17 protein-coding genes and 1 pseudogene are annotated in these 16,009 nt (G+C 76.4%); 6 read left to right on the forward strand and 12 right to left on the reverse strand.

What is annotated here, in order from left to right; genetic code table 11:
• Positions 1–341 (forward strand): annotated as a pseudogene (locus MY520_RS16050) (hypothetical protein); the annotation flags it as partial.
• On the forward strand, positions 338–2,929 hold the full coding sequence (locus MY520_RS16055; protein ID WP_436693438.1) for a LuxR C-terminal-related transcriptional regulator: 2,592 nt from the start codon (positions 338–340) through the stop codon (positions 2,927–2,929). The pseudogene MY520_RS16050 and the gene MY520_RS16055, both read left to right, overlap by 4 nt.
• 50 nt (positions 2,930–2,979) lie before the next feature.
• Here MY520_RS16055 and MY520_RS16060 read toward each other — a convergent pair whose 3' ends face one another.
• Positions 2,980–3,204 (reverse strand): hypothetical protein, encoded by a 225-nt coding sequence (locus MY520_RS16060; protein ID WP_436693440.1) that lies wholly within the window; start codon positions 3,202–3,204, stop codon positions 2,980–2,982.
• A 125-nt stretch (positions 3,205–3,329) separates the two neighbouring features.
• Between MY520_RS16060 and MY520_RS16065 the strand changes: the two genes are divergently transcribed.
• Positions 3,330–3,968 (forward strand): MBL fold metallo-hydrolase, encoded by a 639-nt coding sequence (locus MY520_RS16065; protein ID WP_436693442.1) that lies wholly within the window; start codon positions 3,330–3,332, stop codon positions 3,966–3,968.
• Positions 3,969–3,986: 18 nt separating this feature from the next.
• Here MY520_RS16065 and MY520_RS16070 read toward each other — a convergent pair whose 3' ends face one another.
• The 3 genes from MY520_RS16070 to MY520_RS16080 all read right to left on the reverse strand — a co-directional run bounded on the left by MY520_RS16070 (position 3,987) and on the right by MY520_RS16080 (position 5,361).
• Positions 3,987–4,262 carry a GlsB/YeaQ/YmgE family stress response membrane protein gene (locus MY520_RS16070; RefSeq protein ID WP_436693444.1) on the reverse strand — a complete coding sequence of 92 codons (276 nt, stop codon included), beginning with the start codon at positions 4,260–4,262 and terminating at the stop codon, positions 3,987–3,989.
• Between the two features lie 108 nt (positions 4,263–4,370).
• Positions 4,371–4,847, reverse strand: a complete 477-nt coding sequence (locus MY520_RS16075) for an SRPBCC family protein (RefSeq protein WP_436693446.1) — start codon at positions 4,845–4,847, stop codon at positions 4,371–4,373.
• Between the two features lie 58 nt (positions 4,848–4,905).
• Positions 4,906–5,361 (reverse strand): MarR family winged helix-turn-helix transcriptional regulator, encoded by a 456-nt coding sequence (locus tag MY520_RS16080; RefSeq protein ID WP_436693447.1) that lies wholly within the window; start codon positions 5,359–5,361, stop codon positions 4,906–4,908.
• A 148-nt stretch (positions 5,362–5,509) separates the two neighbouring features.
• On the opposite strand from MY520_RS16080, the gene MY520_RS16085 reads away from it, so the two are divergent.
• Positions 5,510–6,625 carry a hypothetical protein gene (locus tag MY520_RS16085; protein ID WP_436693449.1) on the forward strand — a complete coding sequence of 372 codons (1,116 nt, stop codon included), beginning with the start codon at positions 5,510–5,512 and terminating at the stop codon, positions 6,623–6,625.
• An 18-nt stretch (positions 6,626–6,643) separates the two neighbouring features.
• On the opposite strand, the gene MY520_RS16090 is transcribed toward MY520_RS16085, so the two are convergent.
• Positions 6,644–7,384, reverse strand: a complete 741-nt coding sequence (locus tag MY520_RS16090; RefSeq protein ID WP_436693451.1) for a GntR family transcriptional regulator — start codon at positions 7,382–7,384, stop codon at positions 6,644–6,646.
• A 165-nt stretch (positions 7,385–7,549) separates the two neighbouring features.
• Between MY520_RS16090 and MY520_RS16095 the strand changes: the two genes are divergently transcribed.
• Positions 7,550–8,125 carry a TetR/AcrR family transcriptional regulator gene (locus MY520_RS16095; RefSeq protein ID WP_436693453.1) on the forward strand — a complete coding sequence of 192 codons (576 nt, stop codon included), beginning with the start codon at positions 7,550–7,552 and terminating at the stop codon, positions 8,123–8,125.
• Positions 8,126–8,130: 5 nt separating this feature from the next.
• Here the strand turns inward: MY520_RS16095 and MY520_RS16100 are convergent, their stop codons facing one another.
• Together MY520_RS16100 and MY520_RS16105 are read right to left on the reverse strand one after the other, a co-directional pair.
• Positions 8,131–9,357, reverse strand: coding sequence for a metallophosphoesterase (locus MY520_RS16100; protein ID WP_436693455.1), 1,227 nt, complete (start codon positions 9,355–9,357; stop codon positions 8,131–8,133).
• A 4-nt stretch (positions 9,358–9,361) separates the two neighbouring features.
• Entirely contained in the window at positions 9,362–10,897 is a 1,536-nt protein-coding gene (locus tag MY520_RS16105; RefSeq protein WP_436693457.1) for a CHAD domain-containing protein, read from the reverse strand.
• Positions 10,898–11,025: 128 nt separating this feature from the next.
• Between MY520_RS16105 and MY520_RS16110 the strand changes: the two genes are divergently transcribed.
• Positions 11,026–12,021, forward strand: coding sequence for a PRC and DUF2382 domain-containing protein (locus tag MY520_RS16110; protein WP_436693458.1), 996 nt, complete (start codon positions 11,026–11,028; stop codon positions 12,019–12,021).
• A 48-nt stretch (positions 12,022–12,069) separates the two neighbouring features.
• On the opposite strand, the gene MY520_RS16115 is transcribed toward MY520_RS16110, so the two are convergent.
• The 5 genes from MY520_RS16115 to MY520_RS16135 all read right to left on the reverse strand — a co-directional run bounded on the left by MY520_RS16115 (position 12,070) and on the right by MY520_RS16135 (position 15,992).
• The gene (locus MY520_RS16115) at positions 12,070–12,828 is read right to left on the reverse strand and encodes a nitrilase-related carbon-nitrogen hydrolase (RefSeq protein WP_436693460.1); all 759 of its coding nucleotides are present in this window, start codon (positions 12,826–12,828) and stop codon (positions 12,070–12,072) included.
• Entirely contained in the window at positions 12,825–14,015 is a 1,191-nt protein-coding gene (locus MY520_RS16120; RefSeq protein WP_436693462.1) for a pyridoxal phosphate-dependent aminotransferase, read from the reverse strand. Before MY520_RS16120 ends, MY520_RS16115 begins: the two co-directional genes overlap by 4 nt.
• A 122-nt stretch (positions 14,016–14,137) precedes the next feature.
• Positions 14,138–14,353, reverse strand: coding sequence for an RNA-binding S4 domain-containing protein (locus tag MY520_RS16125; protein ID WP_436693464.1), 216 nt, complete (start codon positions 14,351–14,353; stop codon positions 14,138–14,140).
• Between the two features lie 4 nt (positions 14,354–14,357).
• A complete protein-coding gene (locus tag MY520_RS16130; protein ID WP_436693466.1) occupies positions 14,358–15,074 on the reverse strand; it encodes an MOSC domain-containing protein in 717 nt (238 codons plus the stop codon).
• Positions 15,075–15,992 (reverse strand): aldose 1-epimerase family protein, encoded by a 918-nt coding sequence (locus MY520_RS16135; RefSeq protein ID WP_436693468.1) that lies wholly within the window; start codon positions 15,990–15,992, stop codon positions 15,075–15,077.
• Positions 15,993–16,009 lie beyond the last annotated feature (17 nt).

A 16,009-nucleotide genomic window follows, 5' to 3' on the forward strand; every position in this document is an offset into this window, starting at 1 on the left:
GGCTCACAGACCGCCATGGCTCCGACCCGACTTCGGGCGGCCGCGCCGCCGCACCCGTGGCCGGCACCGGCAGCCCGAGCTCGGGCACCACCCCGCCGGCGCAGAACCCGAGCGAGTCCCCGGCGCCGCCCCCGGTCCCGACCCCGACCGAGCCGCCGGCCGGTCCCCCGCCCGCCACCGGCACCCCGGCCACGGAGACCCCCGCCCAGGACCCGCCGCCCACCGCGACCCCGCCCAGCAACCCGCCGGTCCAGCAGCCCCCGGTCGAGACGCCCCCGGTCTCGCCCACCCCCGAGCCGACGCCGCCGCCCGCCGAGGTGCCCGTGTCGGAGGCGGCATGAGCGCCGGCCTCGCCCCCGCGGGCCCGCTCCTGGCCGGCTGCGGACCGGAGACCGTCTCCGAGCTCGCCACCGGGTCCGCGGCCGCGGTGACCGTGCAGGGCCCCGGTGGCACGGGGAAGACGCTGCTGCTGGGTGAGCTGGCCGCGGCCTACGAGCGGGCGGGCGTTCCCGTCCTCGACCCGGCCGGCACCTGCGCACCGCCGTCCGGCCCGTTCGTCGTCGTCGTCGACGACGCCCACCGGCTGGCCGAGGGGCCGGCGGCGCGGGTCCGCGAGCTGATGGGCGCGCCCGAGGCGCGGGTCGTGCTCGCGTTCCGCCCCTGGCCCCGACCGGCGCCGCTGGCCGGCCTCCTGCGCGGGCTCGGGGCCGACCGGCGCGCGGTGGTGCTCGGTCACGCCGACCGGGCCCTGGTCCGCGGCTGGACCCGGGAGCACCTGGGGGACGCCGTCCCCCCGGCGTTCGCCGACGCCGTGTCGACCGAGACCGGCGGGCTGCCCGCGCTGGTGCACGCGCTGCTCCGCGCGCTGGCCCGGCGGGGCGGCCCGGCCCGGCCGGCGCCGGGTCAGCCGGTGCGGCTGGTGGTCCCCGGGGAGGTCACCGACCGGGTGCGCGCCTCCCTCGCCGCGGTGGACGACGAGACGCGCGCGCTGCTGCACGCCGTCGCCGCCGGCGCCCCGCTGGACGACGAGGTGCTCGGCGGCCTGCTCGGGGTCGACGAGCTGCACGCGGCCGACCTCATCGGCGCGGGGCGGTCCACCGGCGTGCTGCTGCCCGACGGCTCCCTCGTGCCGATGGTGGCGCACGTGCTGCTGGGCACCACCCCGCCCGACGTCACCCGCCGCACCCGCCGGCAGCTGCTGGGCCTGCTCGTGGAGCGCGGCGAGGAGCCGGTGGACCTGGCACGCCGGCTGGCCGCGGAGGGGATCCGCGACCGGCGCGCCGCGGAGCTGCTGGAGCGGCACGGCGAGGCCGCGCTCTCGGTCGACCCGCGGCGGGCGGCCCAGCTGTTCGGCGAGGCGGTGTCGAGCGGCGCGCCTCCGGCCGGGCTGGCCGCGCGCCGGGCGCAGGCCGTCGCGCTGGCCGGCGACCTGGACGGCGCGCTGCACTGGGCCGACGCCGTCCTCACCGACGACACCGCCCCCGACCGCGCCCGCGCCGCCGGCGTGGCCGCGGCCGTGCTGGCCCAGCGCGGGCTGCTCACGCAGGCGGCGCAGCTGTGCCGGATGGCGGGGCCGGAGCGGGCGGGGGCCGCGGCGCTGGCGCTGCTGGCCACCGGGGCGCCGGAGGAGGCCGGCGTGGTCCTCGCCTCGGGAGACGCGGCCGGCGGCGTCCCGACCGTGCTCTCGGTCAGCGAGCAGCTGGCCGCGCGCGGCGTCACCCAGTCCCTGCAGACCGGTGCCGACGCCGCCGACGACATCGCCGCGGCGCTGTCCACGCTCACCCGGGCCGCCGCGCTGCTGGAGCCGGTCGGCCGGACCGCGCTGCTGGTGGACTCCCCGGCGGCACTGGCCGCCCTCGTCGCGCTGCACTGCGGCGAGCTGCGGGTGGCCGAGTCGGTGCTGCAGCGGGCGGTGGACGCCGACCTCGGCGGCCCGCCCTGCCGGCCGCGGCACCGGCTGCTGCTGGCCTGGATCGCGATGCTGGCCGGGCGGATGTCGCGGGCGCGCGAGCTCATGGCGGCGGCGCAGGACTCGGCGCGCCCGGGCACGGCGCAGGAGGGGGACGGGGCGCTCGAGCCGCGGGACGAGGTGTTCCTGCAGGCGCTGGAGGTGGGCCTGGCCCGCCGCAGCAGCGACGTCCCGGCGCTCGTGCGGGCGTGGGTGCGGGCCCGAGAGGCGGTGGTCCGCTACCCGGTGGACCTGTTCACGCTGCTGCCACTGGGCGAGCTGGTGGTCGCCGCGGCACGGCTGGAGGACGGCGACCGGATGCGGCCGCACCTGGCCGAGGCGCAGGCCCTGCTGACGCGGCTGGGCGAGCCGCAGCTGTGGGCGACGTCGCTGCACTGGAGCGGCGCGCAGGCGGCGATCATCGCCGACGACCCCGCGGCACTGCGCCCGCACGCGGCGGCGCTGGTGGCGGCGGCGCGGACCAGTCCGTACGCGGCCACGCTGGCCCGGGCGGGGCGGTCGTGGACGCGGGTGCTGGCAGGTGACATCGACGCGGCCGCCGTGGTGACCGCGGCCGAGCAGCTGACCGCCGTCGGGCTGGGGTGGGACGGCTCCCGGCTGGCCGGGCAGGCCGCGGCGCGGACCACCGACCAGAAGGCGCGCGCCGTTCTGCTGGGCTGCGCGCGGTCACTCGCCGACAGCGCCGGCTGCGAGGCGGCCGCGGTGCCGGCTCCGGCCCCGCGTCCGGCCGAGGACGCCGGGCCCGTGCCCGCGGTCGCCACCGGCGTGCTCAGCGACCGGGAGCGGGAGGTGGCGCGGCTGGTGGTCGAGGGGCAGACCTACCGGGAGATCGGCGGCCGGCTCTACATCTCGGCGAAGACCGTCGAGCACCACGTCTCACGGATGCGGCAGCGCCTGGGCGCGAGCACCCGGTCGGACCTCCTGGCCCGCCTCCGCGCGGAGCTCGCCGACGGCGCCTGAGACCCGAGCTCCGGCGGTTTCCGCGGAAACCGCCGGTGACGGGGCGTTCCTCAGCGGGTGAGGACGACGCAGGCGGGGCAGACGTCGCGGGCCGGCGTCGGCCAGGGCTGGTCGGCGTCCACCCGGGCCAGGGATCCGCAGAGGGTCAGCTCGCAGGCGCCGTCGAGCTCGGCGGTGGGCCGGTGCAGCTCGACCGCGTGCCACAGGGCGGCGGTGGGTCCGTGGGCGCGGCTGCGGGCGGCGACGACGGTGGGGGCGAGGGTCGGGGTGCGCATGCCCAGGAGGTCGGCACCCGGGCGCCCGCGGGCAACGGCGCGGACGGGGCGTCTCCCCCGGAGGGGTGAGGCCGGCCACCCGACCGGGCTCAGCGCGCCTCGGGAAGTCACGGCAGGATGCGGACATGGAGCTGACGAAGCACGGTCACGCCTGCGTCGTCCTCAGCGAGGACGGCCGCCGGGTGGTCATCGACCCCGGGGCCTTCACCGATCCGGCGGCCCTCGACGGAGCCAGCGCCGTCCTGGTCACGCACGAGCACGTCGACCACTTCGCCCCCGACGCCCTGCGTGCGGCGATGGACGCCGATCCGGCGCTGGAGGTCTGGACCAACGGGTCCGTGGCGGGTCAGCTGGAGGGGCTGGGGAACCGGGTGCACGTCGTCGGGGACGGCGACGCGGTCACGGTGGCCGGCTTCGAGGTGACCGTGCACGGAGAGCTGCACGCGGTCATCCACCCCGACATCCCGCGGATCCCCAACGTCGGGTTCCTGGTCGGCGGGCACGTGTTCCACCCGGGCGACGCGCTCACCGTGCCGGACGAGCCGGTCGCCACCCTGTTGCTGCCGGTGCACGCGCCCTGGTCGAAGGTGTCGGAGGTCATCGACTACGTGCGGGCGGTGGACGCCGACCAGGCCTTCGCGGTGCACGACGGGCTGCTCAACGACACCGGACTGGGCGTCGTCGGCGGGATGCTGGGCGAGCGGGGGCCGGGGACGCCGACCCCGTACAGCCGGCTGGCCCCGGGGGACTCGGTCGAGCTCTGAGTCCCCCGGGCACCCGGGTCAGCGGACGGCGCGGTGGCTGCGCCCCGACATCCCTGCGTAGAGGCCGACCAGGATGACGGCGGCCACCACGGCGAGGATGAAGCCGAGGATGTTCAGCTCGAAGATGTCACCGGTGCCGAGCAGGCTGGCGATGAAGCCGCCGATCAGCGCGCCGATGACGCCGAGCACCATCGTGGCGAGGATGCTCATCTGCTGCTTGCCCGGCTTGATGAGGCGGGCGAGCGCCCCGATGATCAGGCCGACCACGATGAGTCCCAGGATGTCCCAGACCATGGCGTTCTCCCTTGCACTGGCGGGTGCGCCCCTACGACGCCCCCGATCGACGAGGGATTACCCCAAGATCACCGGCCAACACCTGCAGGTCACCGGTTCGGGTGAGGGTCAGCCCTCGGGGAGATGCTCGACGTGCTGTGAGAGCTTGTCCAGCTCCCCGTCCACGGTGCGCTGCACCATCTGCAGCACGCTGCGGCGCAGGAGCCGCTGGACCAGCCGGCCGCCGGTGCGCGCCTCGTGCGTGACGGCGATCGTCACCCGGGTGGCACCCGCCCCGGCGTCGTCGAGCTCGATGCGCGTCGTCCACGTCTCCGGGGTGAGCTCGAGCCGGGTGGTGACCCGGCGGCGCGGCTCCCACTCGACGATCTCCCCCTGCGGCGCACCGGCCTTCGGTTCCTCGCCGTCGGCCAGCCGGCCGGGCACGCAGACGAAGCGGGTGCCCCGTCCGAGCGCGCCGGCGCCGTCGACGACGTAGGAGACGTCGCAGACCGCGCAGTAGGGGGCGAGGACGGCCAGCGCCTTCCACACCCGGCCCCGGTCGTAGGGCACCTCGCGGGTGCCGCTGGCGGTGACCGGCTGCGGCATCGGACCTCCGGGGACGTGGATCGGGGCGAGGGGTGCGGTCCCGGTCGCCGGTCCGACGTTAGTCGGCGGAGGGCCGCGGCCCGCCGGAGGCGAGGTCGGTGAGGACGGCCCGGGCCGCGGCCCAGCGCTCGGCGCCCACCAGGCCGGCCCACTCCTGCTCGACGCCGGCCAGCCGGGCCCGCACCGCGGCGTTCGCCTCCCGGCCGAGCGGGCTGAGCCGGACCAGGCGCGCGCGGCGGTCCGACGGGTCGGGCACGACCTCGACGTAGCCGCCGGCCTCCAGCGGCGCCAGCGCCTGGGCCAGCGCCTGCTTGGTGAGCCCGCTGTCCTCGGTGAGCCGGCTGACCCGCTCACCGTCGGCCGGGAGCAGCGCGAGCAGCCGGTAGTGCCGCGACCGCAGGCCGGGGAAGCGGGCGTCGCTGAGCGCGTACAGCTCGTCGCGCACCCGCTTCATGGCCAGCTCGAACAGCGACATGATGATCGGTTCGGGGCGCCCGTTGACAGCAGTGGACAAGCTGCTTCACCATCTCCGCATCAGACAAGGTGCTTGACCATCTTCGCACGAGGTCCGCCATGACGTCCCTCCCCGCCGTGTACCGCTGGTCCCTCCTCCTGCCGCGTCCGCGGCACCCCCACCGTCCGGCCGCACCCCGCCCGGTCCGGTGACCGGCCTGCCCGGTGGCCTGGCCACCGACGCCCTGCGCGACGACCTCCGCCGGTGGACCGGCCGCCCGGCCCTGACCGTCGACGCGGTGGACTGCGCGCCGCTCCCCCACCGCATCTCCGCGCCCACCACCCGCGCGCTCACCCGTGTCCGGGTCACCGCCAACGACGGCACCGGGACGCAGGAGCTGCGGCTGGTCGCCAAGGAGCTCCAGGCCGCCCGCCACGGGCTCCCGCCGGAGATGCCGGACGACGTCCGCGCCCACCTCGACGCGGTCATCCCGTGGCGACTGGAGGCCGACGTCCTCACCTCCGGCGTCGACGCGCTGATGCCGCCGGGACTGCGGACGCCGGACGTGGTCGCGCTGCACGAGCAGGACGGCGACCGGATCACCCTGTGGATGGCCGACGCGGACCCGCTCGGCACCCCGTGGACGCCCGCCGACACCGTCCGGGCCGCGGCCGGGCTGGGCCGGCTGGCCGCGCGGCGGATCGGCACCACCACCGCGCCGATCCCGGGCGGGGACTTCCTCACCGGCTACCGCGACGAGCAGCTGGGCGCCTGGGCGGTCCCCTGGCTGCTGGACGACGCCACCTGGGCGCACCCGCTGTTCCGGCTGCCCGAGGTCGCGGTCCTGCGGGAGGAGGTGTGCGGCCTGGCGCGCCGAGTGGCCGACATCCACGCCCGGCTGGCGCCGCTGCCCCTGCTGCCCGCCCACGGCGACCCCACGCCGATGAACCTGCTGCGCCCGCGGTCCCGGCCCGGCGAGTTCGTGCTCATCGACTGGGGGATGACCGGCCCGGCGCCGGCCGGCTTCGACCTGCTGCCGCTGCTGTTCGGCCGCGCCGAGTCGGGGATCGGGCCGGCCGACGAGGTGCCCGCGCTGCTCGAGGCGGCCGTCCCCGCCTACGCCGAGGGCCTGGCCGCCGAGGGCGTGGAGCTGCCGGTGGGCGAGCTGGCGGCCGGCGTCCTGACCGCGGCGCTGCTGCGCTACCCGTGCACCACCATGCCGCTGTCGCTGATGACGGAGCCGGTCACCGACGGGGCCGTGGCCCGGGCGCGGGAGCGCGCCGCGTTCGTCCGGATGGTCCTGGACCTCGAGCACACGGCCTGACGCGGGCGCCGACGGCTCTCAGCGGCCGCCGACGGAGACCTCGAACTCGACCTGGCTGACGTCGGGACGCAAGCGGGAGAAGCTGTGCACCTGCGGCCGGCCGTCGCTGTCGCGCACCGTCGTCCGGACGACGAGCAGCGGCGAGCCGGCGATCACCCCGAGGACGTCGGCCTCGTCGGGCGCCGCGGTGCCGACGTCGACCACGATCCGGGCGTGCGCCAGGTCGGCGTCGTACTCCCGCCGCAGGAAGTCGTAGAGCGACCCCTGGCTGAAGTCCTCCTCCGCGGCGCGCGGATAGGCCGTCGCGGCCAGGAAGCTGTGCGCGACGTGGTTGGGCGTGCCGTCCACGCTGCGCAGCCGGACCAGCTCGACGACGTCGGCCGCCGGCTCCAGCCCGAGCTCGGCGGCGACGGGGACCTGCACGGGGACGATCCGCTGGGTGAGCACCGTGGTGCCGACCTGGGCGCCCTGCTCCGTCATGACCGAGTTGAACCCCGCGATGCGGTGCACGAAGCTCTCGCGGTACTCGTGCCGGATGGCCGGACGGGTCACGTAGGTGCCGCGCCCCTGCTCGCGCACCAGGTGGCCGTCGGCCACCAGCCCGTCGACGGCGCGGCGCAGGGTGATCCGGCTGACCCCGTACTCGGCGCACAGCACCGGCTCGGGCGGCAACAGGGTGTGCTCCGGGAGCGCGGACACCCGGCGGCGCAGGTGCTCCCGGACCGACAGGTACTTCGGCCCCGACACGGCGCTCGTCACGGCTCCGAAGGTACTGGAGAGCTAGACGTCTGGTCATCTGAGACGTCTGCCTCACCCGTCCGGGCGGGTCGGTCGCGGTGGCCTCCTCCGTTCCGGAACAGTTGAGAGCGAAAGCACACCTGGATGACCTGCACGGACGCCCCGCGCACCGGAGGATGGGAACCTGTGACGTCGCCGCCCCCGGACCACCGCGCCCGCAAACGCGCGGAGACGCACCGGCGCATCTACCGCGCCGCGATGGACCTGTTCCACGAGCACGGCTACGACGCCGTCACCGTCGGCCAGATCGTGGCCGCCTCGCAGGTCTCGGTGCCGACCTTCTACGACCACTTCCCCAGCAAGGAACACGTCGTCCTGCCGATGCCGGACCCCCGCGACATCGAGAAGATCCTGCTCGCCCAGGGTGAGGGCCTGACGATCGCCGAGCGGATGCGCAGCGGGATCATCAACTGGCTGTCGACCTTCCAGGGCACCGCCCGCGACGAGCTGCTCGAGCGCTGGCGGATCGTCGTCGACACGCCCGGGCTGCGCACGCGAGCCGCCACGTTCGAGCGGGCCACCGCCGAGATCGTCCTGGGCCTCGTCACGCACGACGACCGCCCCGGCGTCGTCCCCGACATCGTGGTCACGGCCAGCCTGTCGGCCTACACCCAGATCCTCGTGCGGTGGGCCGAGGCCGACGGCCGCCGGCCGCTGGAGGAGGTCGCCGAGGAGGTCCTGGCCGCCCTGCACGAGCTCTGAGCAGCTCACGGCGCGCGCAGCTCGATGACGGCGACCTCGGGCCGGGCGCCGATCCGCATCGGCGGGCCCCAGAACCCGGCCCCGGTGCTCACGTAGAGCTGGGTGTCGCCGAACCGGGACAACCCCTCCACGGCCGGCTGGTCGAGCCGGATCGCGTAGTCGAAGGGCCACAGCTGCCCGCCGTGCGTGTGACCGGAGACCTGCAGCTGCACGCCGGCGGCGCTGGCCTGGTCCACCATCCAGGGCTGGTGCGCCAGGAGCACCACGGGGACGGCGTCGTCCCGCCCGTCCAGCGCGGCGTCGAGGTCGGCCCCGTGGCCGGGCAGGCCGGAGCGCGCCGCCGTCCGGTCGTCGATGCCGGCCAGGTCGAACGAGGCGCCGCCGCGGACGATCGGCACCCGCTCGTTGCGCAGCACCTGGATCCCCAGCGTCGGCAGGTGCCGCAGCCAGGCGGTCGTGTCGACGAAGTACTCGTGGTTGCCGGTGACGAAGAAGACGCCCTGCTCGCTGACCAGGTCGGCCAGCGGGGCCGCCTCCTCGCGCAGGGCGGCCACCTCGCCGTCGACCAGGTCCCCCACGATCGCCACGACGTCCGGGCGCTGGGCGTTCACGGCCTCCACCAGACGCTCGAAGCGGCGGCCGCCGTGCATCGAGGACAGGTGGCCGTCGGTGAAGGTGACGATCCGCAGTCCGTCGAGCGCCGGGGCCAGGCCGGGCAGGGTGACCGGCACCCGGCGGACCACGGGGCCCGAGTTGGCCAGGTACGCCCCGGTGCCGGCGGTCCCGAGCGCGACGACGCCCGCGGTGAGCGCCAGCCCTCGGGCCACGAAGATCCGGCGGGACGGGTCGGGGACCGCGCGGTCCTCCCGGGCGGCTGCCGACCCCGCGTCGGGCGCCGCCGCGTCGTCCAGGCGGGCCGTCCTCGGGCGCCCGAACCGCGCCGCCCACCGGACCGGCTCGAGCACCAGCAGGGCGAGGAAGGCGTAGAAGGCCACCCCCAGCCAGGTGAAGCCGACCCAGCCCACCACCGTGGTGACGGGGGAGTCCTCGCGCCGGAGCACGACCGCCGCGGCCGGCAGGAGGGTGAGGACGACGGTGAGCAGGGTCAGCCACCGGCGCGCCCGTCCGGGGCGGGTGGTGCTGCGGACCAGCCGCCACCACAGGTAGCCGTGCAGGATGAGCATGGCCAGCAGGACGACGGTGGCGAAGCCCAGCAGGCCGATGAGGGACACCCGGTCAGGCCCGGACGGCCGCTCGGACCGCGCGCGCCACGGACGGTTCCAGCGCCCAGAACGCCGCCTCGGCCCGCTCGGCGCGGGCCTCCTCCAGCCCGTGCAGCCGGCCGTAGGTCCAGGCGTTCTCCCCGGCGGCGAACGCGGCGCCCCCCACGCGGACGGCGTACCCGCGGGTGACGACGGTGTCCTGGGCGTCCCCCAGCGCGTCCTGCACCGACTTCATGCAGTCGACCAGCTCCTCGGCCGGGCCGCCCAGCACGTCGGCGGCCACCTCGGCGGTGTAGCGCACCCGCTTGCCGGCCTTGCGCACCTCGTGCAGCGCGGTGTGCCGCTCCTCCCCCTCGCGCTCCTGCGCCGCCGCGATCCCCCGCCGCAGTCGCTTGCCACTGCGGCGGATCGCGTCGGCCAGCACCGGGGCGGCCCGCTCTCCCGCGAGGTCGGTCAGCGGCGGGTCGGCCAGCAGCGCGTCGAGCCCGTCGAGCAGCCGCAGGTAGCGCTGGTCGGTGAGCGCGCGGAGCACCCTCCGCGCGCCGTCGGCGGAGTCCTTCAGCGCGGTCTGCTGCAGCCGGGCGGCGACCGGGCCGAGCACCATTTCGACCGGCTGGGCGGCGACCACCTCGCGCAGGTGCGCCAGCGCCACCTCGCTGTCCCGCGCTGCGGACAGCTCGGCACCCACCCACCGCAGCTCCTCCCGCAGCGGGTCGGTCGCCTCGCGGGCCAGGACCGGGCGGAACGCGGCGAAGATGCTGCGCAGCCGGCGGCAGGCGACCCGCAGGTCGTGCACCCCCTCGGGCTGCTCGGTGCGGACGGCGACGTCGGCCTCCCGCAGCGCGGCGAGCCGGCCGGCCACGGCCGCGAGGACGACGTCCCCCGCCGCCCGCGTCTTCTCGCCGTTGGTCTCCGGCGGCTGCTCCTGCTGCCCGCGCCGGCCCTCCAGCACCCGCCCGACCTTCGACGGGGAGTCCGACACCCGGGCGCCGGCCGCCACGAGCCGCTCGGTGACCGCGTCGAGCAGCGTCTCGTCGCCGTGGACCAGCTCCACCTCGACCTCCCGCCAGCTAGTCACCGTCGCCGGCTCGCCGGGGGCGGCCGGCAGCGCCGTCCCGAGGACGGTGTCGTCGGCGACCTCGGCCAGCACCGCGCCGCCGTCCGCCATCAGCCGGCGCACCAGGCGGCGGGTGCGGAGGGTGGCCACCGGCTCGGGGCTCGCCGTGCCCAGCAGGCCCAGGACGGGGGCCAGGACCACCTCCGGGACGGTGCCGGAGGCCCGGCCGGGCGGGTGGTGCAGCTCGCGGCGGGAACCCGCGGCGGCGGGCAGCTTGACGTGCCAGCCGGCGTCCTCGCCCCCGGTGCGGCGGCGCAGGGTCACCCGGGACCGCAGCAGCCGGAGGTCGGGGGTGTCGAAGTAGGTGGCCTCGAGCGTGTGCTCCTCCGGCTCCCCCACCGCGGCGACGCCGTCCACACCCCCGAGGTCGGGCAGGACGAAGGAGTCGTCGGCCTCGAGCTTCCGCTCGACCTCCAGGTGCTCCGTGGTCACGACCGGTCACGGTATGCCAGGTCGACGCTGGTCAGCACGCCGTCGACGCTGCCCGATGTTCGCCGGGCGCCCGAGCTGGGCACGCTGCCCGGAGGAGCCCGTGCGGGCCCCACGAGGGGAGCCGACCCATGTTGAGCGAGCGTGAGCTGTCCGCGGCCATCGGCAGCGCGGCCTACGGGCCCGACGGCGAGAAGATCGGCACGGTCGAGCACTTCTTCACCGACGACCTCACCGGCGCGCCCACCTGGGTCGCGGTCTCCACAGGTCTGTTCGGCACCCGGCACTCCGTCGTCCCCGCCGGGGAGGCGACGTTCAGCGACGGGGTGGTGCAGCTGCCGGTGACCAAGGACGCCGTCAAGAGCGCGCCGTCGGTCTCCGACGAGCACCTCGACCCGGACGCCGAGCAGCTGCTGCGCCGCCACTACGGGCTCGGCGGGCAGACCGGCACCGACGGAGCCGGGAGCGGGGGTGCCGACGCCGGCGTGGCGTCGAGCGAGCCCGGCCCGGCGTCGAGCGAGCCCGGCACGGGCTCGAGCGGGCCCGCTCGTGCCGGCGTCGCCCCGGCCGGAGCCGCTCCGGCCGGCGCCGCCGACGCGACCACCGCGACCGTGCCCCCGGGCGGGCGCGCCGGGGACACCGTGAGCGTCGACGAGGCCGCCCTCGCCACCGGCGCCGCACCCACCGCCGCGGCACCGGCGACCGACGGGGCGATGACCCGCAGCGAGGAGCAGCTCCGCGTGGGCACCGAGCGGGTCGCCACCGCCCGCGCCCGGCTGGTGAAGTACGTGGTGACCGAGGAGGTCACGATCACCGTGCCGATCCGGCGGGAGGAGATCCGGGTCGAGGAGGTGCCCGTCGACGCCCCGCACACGGCCGGCGAGTCGCTGGTCGACACCCCGGCGGCGGGCGGCGCCGCGCCTGTGCCGGGCGGTGACACCGCTGCGCCGGGCGGCGCCGGCCTGCCCGAGGAGATCGTGCTGCACGCCGAGCGGCCGGTGGTGTCGGTCGAGGTGGTGCCGGTGGAGCGGGTGCGGCTGCGCACCGAGGTCGTGCAGGGGCAGGAGCAGATCAGCGACCAGGTGCAGCGCGAGCAGATCGTCGTCGACCAGGACCGCACCCGCTGACCCCTGATGGAGTGGGTCCGTCGGTGTGACGCCCACGCACCCACTCCGTCAGCGGCGATCGGGGAGGAAGCGCAGCTGGTCGCGGGTGGCGGCGACCTCCGCGGCGTCGACGTCGGCCAGCACGATCGTCTCCACCCCGGCCGCCGTCGCCAGGTACTCGCCCATCGGGCTGATGACCGCGCTGTCACCGGCGTGCTCGGTGCCGTCGCCGGCCGCACCCACCCGGTTGCAGCCCACGACGTAGGCCTGGTTCTCGATCGCGCGGGCGCGCAGCAGCGTCTGCCAGTGGTGCCGGCGGCGGGCCGGCCAGTTCGCCGTCACCAGGTAGACGTCGGTGTCCAGGGCGGCGGACCAGAAGACGTCGGCGAAGCGCAGGTCGTAGCAGATGAACGGGGTGACACGCAGGCCACCGATCTCCACGGTCAGCGGCTTCTCCCCGGCGCGGAACCGCTCGTCCTCGCCGCCGTGGGTGAACGGGTGCAGCTTCCGGTAGCGGTGCACCGTGCCGTCGGGCCCGGCGAGGACCAGCGAGTTGTAGGGCAACTCGCCGTCCGGCGCGACCTCCGGGCAGCTGCCGGCCACCCACACGCCGTGCCCGGCCGCCTGCTCCTGCAGGAACCGTGACGACGGCCCGCCCTCCGGCTCACCGATGCCCGGCGTCATGGTGAAGCCGGTCGAGAACGTCTCGCTGAGCAGCACGAACTCCGCGCCCGCGCCGACCGCCCGAGCCACCTGCGGGGCCAGCCGTTCGAAGTTCGCCGTCCGGTCCTCCCAGACGATGTCGTGCTGCACCGCCGCGATCCTCACGACCCCATCCTCCTCAGCCGCTCGACGGCCTCGCCGAGCACGTCGTCGCCCTTGCAGAACGCGAACCGCACGAGGTGCCGCCCGAGGTGGGCGTGCGCCGGGTCGTAGAACACCCCGGTGGGGATGCCGACGACGCCGGCGCGCTCGGGCAGGGACCGGCAGAACGCCGTCCCGTCGCCGTCGGGCTGCACCGACCGGACGTCGACCGTCGCGAAGTACGTCGCCTCCGGGCTGACCACCGGCAGCCCCGCCTCGGCCAGCCCCCGCACCAGGACGTCGCGGCGGTACTCCAGGTCACGGGCGATCCCGGCGAAGTACTCGTCGGGCAGCCGCAGCCCGGCCGCGATCGCCGGCTGGAACGGCCCGGCGTTGACGTAAGTGAGGAACTGCTTGGCCGTGCGGACGGCGGACACGAGCGGCGCCGGGCCGCAGATCCAGCCGACCTTCCAGCCGGTGACGTTGAACGTCTTCCCGGCGCTGCTGACGACGAGCGTGCGCTCCCGCATCCCCGGCACGGTGGCCAGCGAGGTGTGCCGGGCCCCTGAGAAGACGAGGTGCTCGTACACCTCGTCGGTGAGCACCAGCAGCTCGTGCTCCATGGCCAGCGCCGCCAGCGAGCCGAGCTCGGCGCGGCTGAACACCTTGCCGGTCGGGTTGTGCGGGGTGTTGAGCAGCAGCATCCGCGCCCGCGGGGTGACCGCCGCGCGCAGCTCGGCGACGTCGAAGGTCCACGGGCCGGAGCCGGAGGCCGGGGGGCGCAGCGGCACCGGCCGGGCGACGCCGCCGGCCATGGCGATGCCGGCGGCGTAGCAGTCGTACATCGGCTCGAAGAGCACGACCTCGTCGCCGGGCTCGAGCAGCGCCAGCAGAGCGGCCGACAGCGCCTCGGTGGCGCCGGCCGTCACCAGCACCTCGTCGGCGGGGTCGTAGACGTGCCCGCCGAAGCGCCGCACGTGCTCGGCGATCGCCGCCCGCAGCTCCGGGATGCCGGGGCCGGGCGGGTACTGGTCGTGCGGGGTGCCGATCGCCGCGCGGGCCACCTCGAGCACCTCCGGCGGGCCGGGGTAGTCGGGGAAGCCCTGGCCCAGGTTGATCGCGCCGGTGGCGACGGCGAGCGCGCTCATCTCGGCGAAGATCGTCGTCCCGAAGCCCTGCAGGCGGGCCGACAGGTACGGCGCGCGGGTCATGCCCCCAGCCTGGCAGACGCCGTTCCACGTGGAAGGCGATCAGCCGACCATGCCATCGGTCGGCTTCCGCGCCCCGGTCCGCTCCTCGCTCGCTGGCGCTCGCTGCGATGCTCCCGGGGCTGTCAGCCGACGGTGACGTCCTCTCCGCCCTCGATCGACACGACGTCGCCCCGGCGGACCTGCCGGCCGCGCCGCTCCTCGGGCTCGCCGTTGACCCGCACCGCGCCGGTGAGCAGCACGTCCTTCACCTGGGCGCCGGTCGGGACGGCGTCGACCAGCTTGAGCAGCTGGCCGAGCCGGATGGAGTCCTCACCGGGGCGGAGCTGGACGGTGCGCACCGGCTCAGTCTGCAGCCAGGGAGAGCTCGTCCCCCACCGACACGGTGCCCGGCCGCGCGACGAGGGCACCGACGGCCAGGAAGCCGTCCCGCTCGCGGTGGATCGTCTTCAGCACGCCGGTGTCCCGGCCGATCCCGCCGGGCTGCGGCCGGGTGACCATGACGCAGCGCGGCACCGCGACCCCGACGTCCAGCAGCACGCCCCCCACGACGACCCGGTGCCCGACCAGGTCCTGCTCGCCGGCCCCGTCGAGGACGACGTTGGCGCGGAACCGCCGCCGGTCCCAGCTGCCGAGCGAGCCGGTGGTGAGCAGGGTGACCCGGGCCGACGCGCTGTCGTGGAACGCCCCGCCGCCGGCGCCCTGCCACTGTCGCCACCGGCCGGTCGTCTCCTCGTCGTCCTCCGGGCTCTCGTAGGACGGCGGCACCGGACCGGCCCGCCGCAGCTGCACCGGCCGGCCGACCCAGGCCGAGAGGACGGCGTCGTCGGCGGTGACCGTCCCGTCCGGCAGCACCACCTCCACCTCCCCGTCGGCGCGCAGCCGGGCCGCCCCGAACAGCAGGTCGGGGACCCGCCGGGCGGTCAGCCCCAGCCCGGTGGCCTCGTCGAACAGCGCCCACTGCCGGTCGCCGGGCAGGCCCTGCGCGCCGACGTCGGCGGTGTCCAGCCGCTCGCCCTGCAACGACTTGACCGGGTAGCGCCACAGCTCGGTGACCCGCACTCAGACCTCCCGGGTCCAGGCCAGCGTCCAGGTGCCCGACCAGACGTCCCCCGGCTCCAGGACGACGACGTCCACCCCGTCGGCCAGGGCGTTCGGCGGGCAGCTCATCGGCTCGACGGCGACGCTGCGGCGCCGCTGGCCCTCGGGGAGCGTGTCGCCGGTGTAGACCTGCAGCCACGGCCAGGACCGGTCCACCGCGAGCTCCAGCTCCCCGGCCGGGCCACGCAGCCGGGTCCGGGCCCAGCCGTCGGCGTCGCGGGCGAGGTCGGTGAGCGGGTGGTTGAGCGCGCGGTCGCCGATCCGCCCGACGGCGCCGTCGAAGGCCGTCCGGCCGCCGGTGGGCAGGTTGTCCTCGGTGTCGAGGACGGTGCGGGCCGGGACGGAGAGCTCGGCGTCCGCGATGTCACCCTCGGCCGTGGAGCCGACCGCCAGGTACGGGTGGACGCCGACCCCGAGCGGCGCGGCGTCGGCCCCGGCGTTGCGCACCCGCACGGTGACCGTGAGCCGATCGGGGGTCAGCGCGTAGTCGACCGCCGCGGCCAGCCGGAACGGGTACCCGGGCCGCGCCTCCACGGAGGCGCCGACGGTGACGGCGTCGTCCCGCTGCTCGAGGACGGCGAACGGCTGCCAGGAGAGCAGCCCGTGCGAGGCGGTGGGGGACGACGGCGAGGCGACGTCCAGCTGCAGCGTGCGGCCGCGCCAGCTCCACCGGCCGTCGCGGATCCGGTTGGGCCAGGGGAGCAGCAGGCCACCGCGCCGGCCGGCCGGGACGGTGCCGGACGGATAGCCGTCGAGCACCTCCCAGTCGCCGACGGTGAGGGCCCGCGGCCCGCCGCCGCGGAGGTCCACGGCCAGCCGCGCGTCCCCCGCCGCCACCTGGACCTCGGTCGGCTCGGTGGCCGGCCACGCACCGCTCATGGCCCCACCCCACCACA

Source organism: Geodermatophilus sp. CPCC 205506 (assembly GCF_051383635.1).
In the GTDB taxonomy this organism is placed as follows: Bacteria; Actinomycetota; Actinomycetes; order Mycobacteriales; family Geodermatophilaceae; genus Geodermatophilus.

What these genes read in the sequence shown, in the direction of transcription:
- MY520_RS16135 (WP_436693468.1), bottom strand. Translation starts at nt 15,992, where the DNA reads ATGAGCGGTGCGTGGCCGGCCACCGAGCCGACCGAGGTCCAGGTGGCG.
- MY520_RS16120 (WP_436693462.1), bottom strand. Translation starts at nt 14,015, where the DNA reads ATGACCCGCGCGCCGTACCTGTCGGCCCGCCTGCAGGGCTTCGGGACG.
- MY520_RS16110 (WP_436693458.1), top strand. Translation starts at nt 11,026, where the DNA reads ATGTTGAGCGAGCGTGAGCTGTCCGCGGCCATCGGCAGCGCGGCCTAC.
- MY520_RS16075 (WP_436693446.1), bottom strand. Translation starts at nt 4,847, where the DNA reads ATGCCGCAGCCGGTCACCGCCAGCGGCACCCGCGAGGTGCCCTACGAC.
- MY520_RS16060 (WP_436693440.1), bottom strand. Translation starts at nt 3,204, where the DNA reads ATGCGCACCCCGACCCTCGCCCCCACCGTCGTCGCCGCCCGCAGCCGC.
- MY520_RS16065 (WP_436693442.1), top strand. Translation starts at nt 3,330, where the DNA reads ATGGAGCTGACGAAGCACGGTCACGCCTGCGTCGTCCTCAGCGAGGAC.
- MY520_RS16070 (WP_436693444.1), bottom strand. Translation starts at nt 4,262, where the DNA reads ATGGTCTGGGACATCCTGGGACTCATCGTGGTCGGCCTGATCATCGGG.
- MY520_RS16055 (WP_436693438.1), top strand. Translation starts at nt 338, where the DNA reads ATGAGCGCCGGCCTCGCCCCCGCGGGCCCGCTCCTGGCCGGCTGCGGA.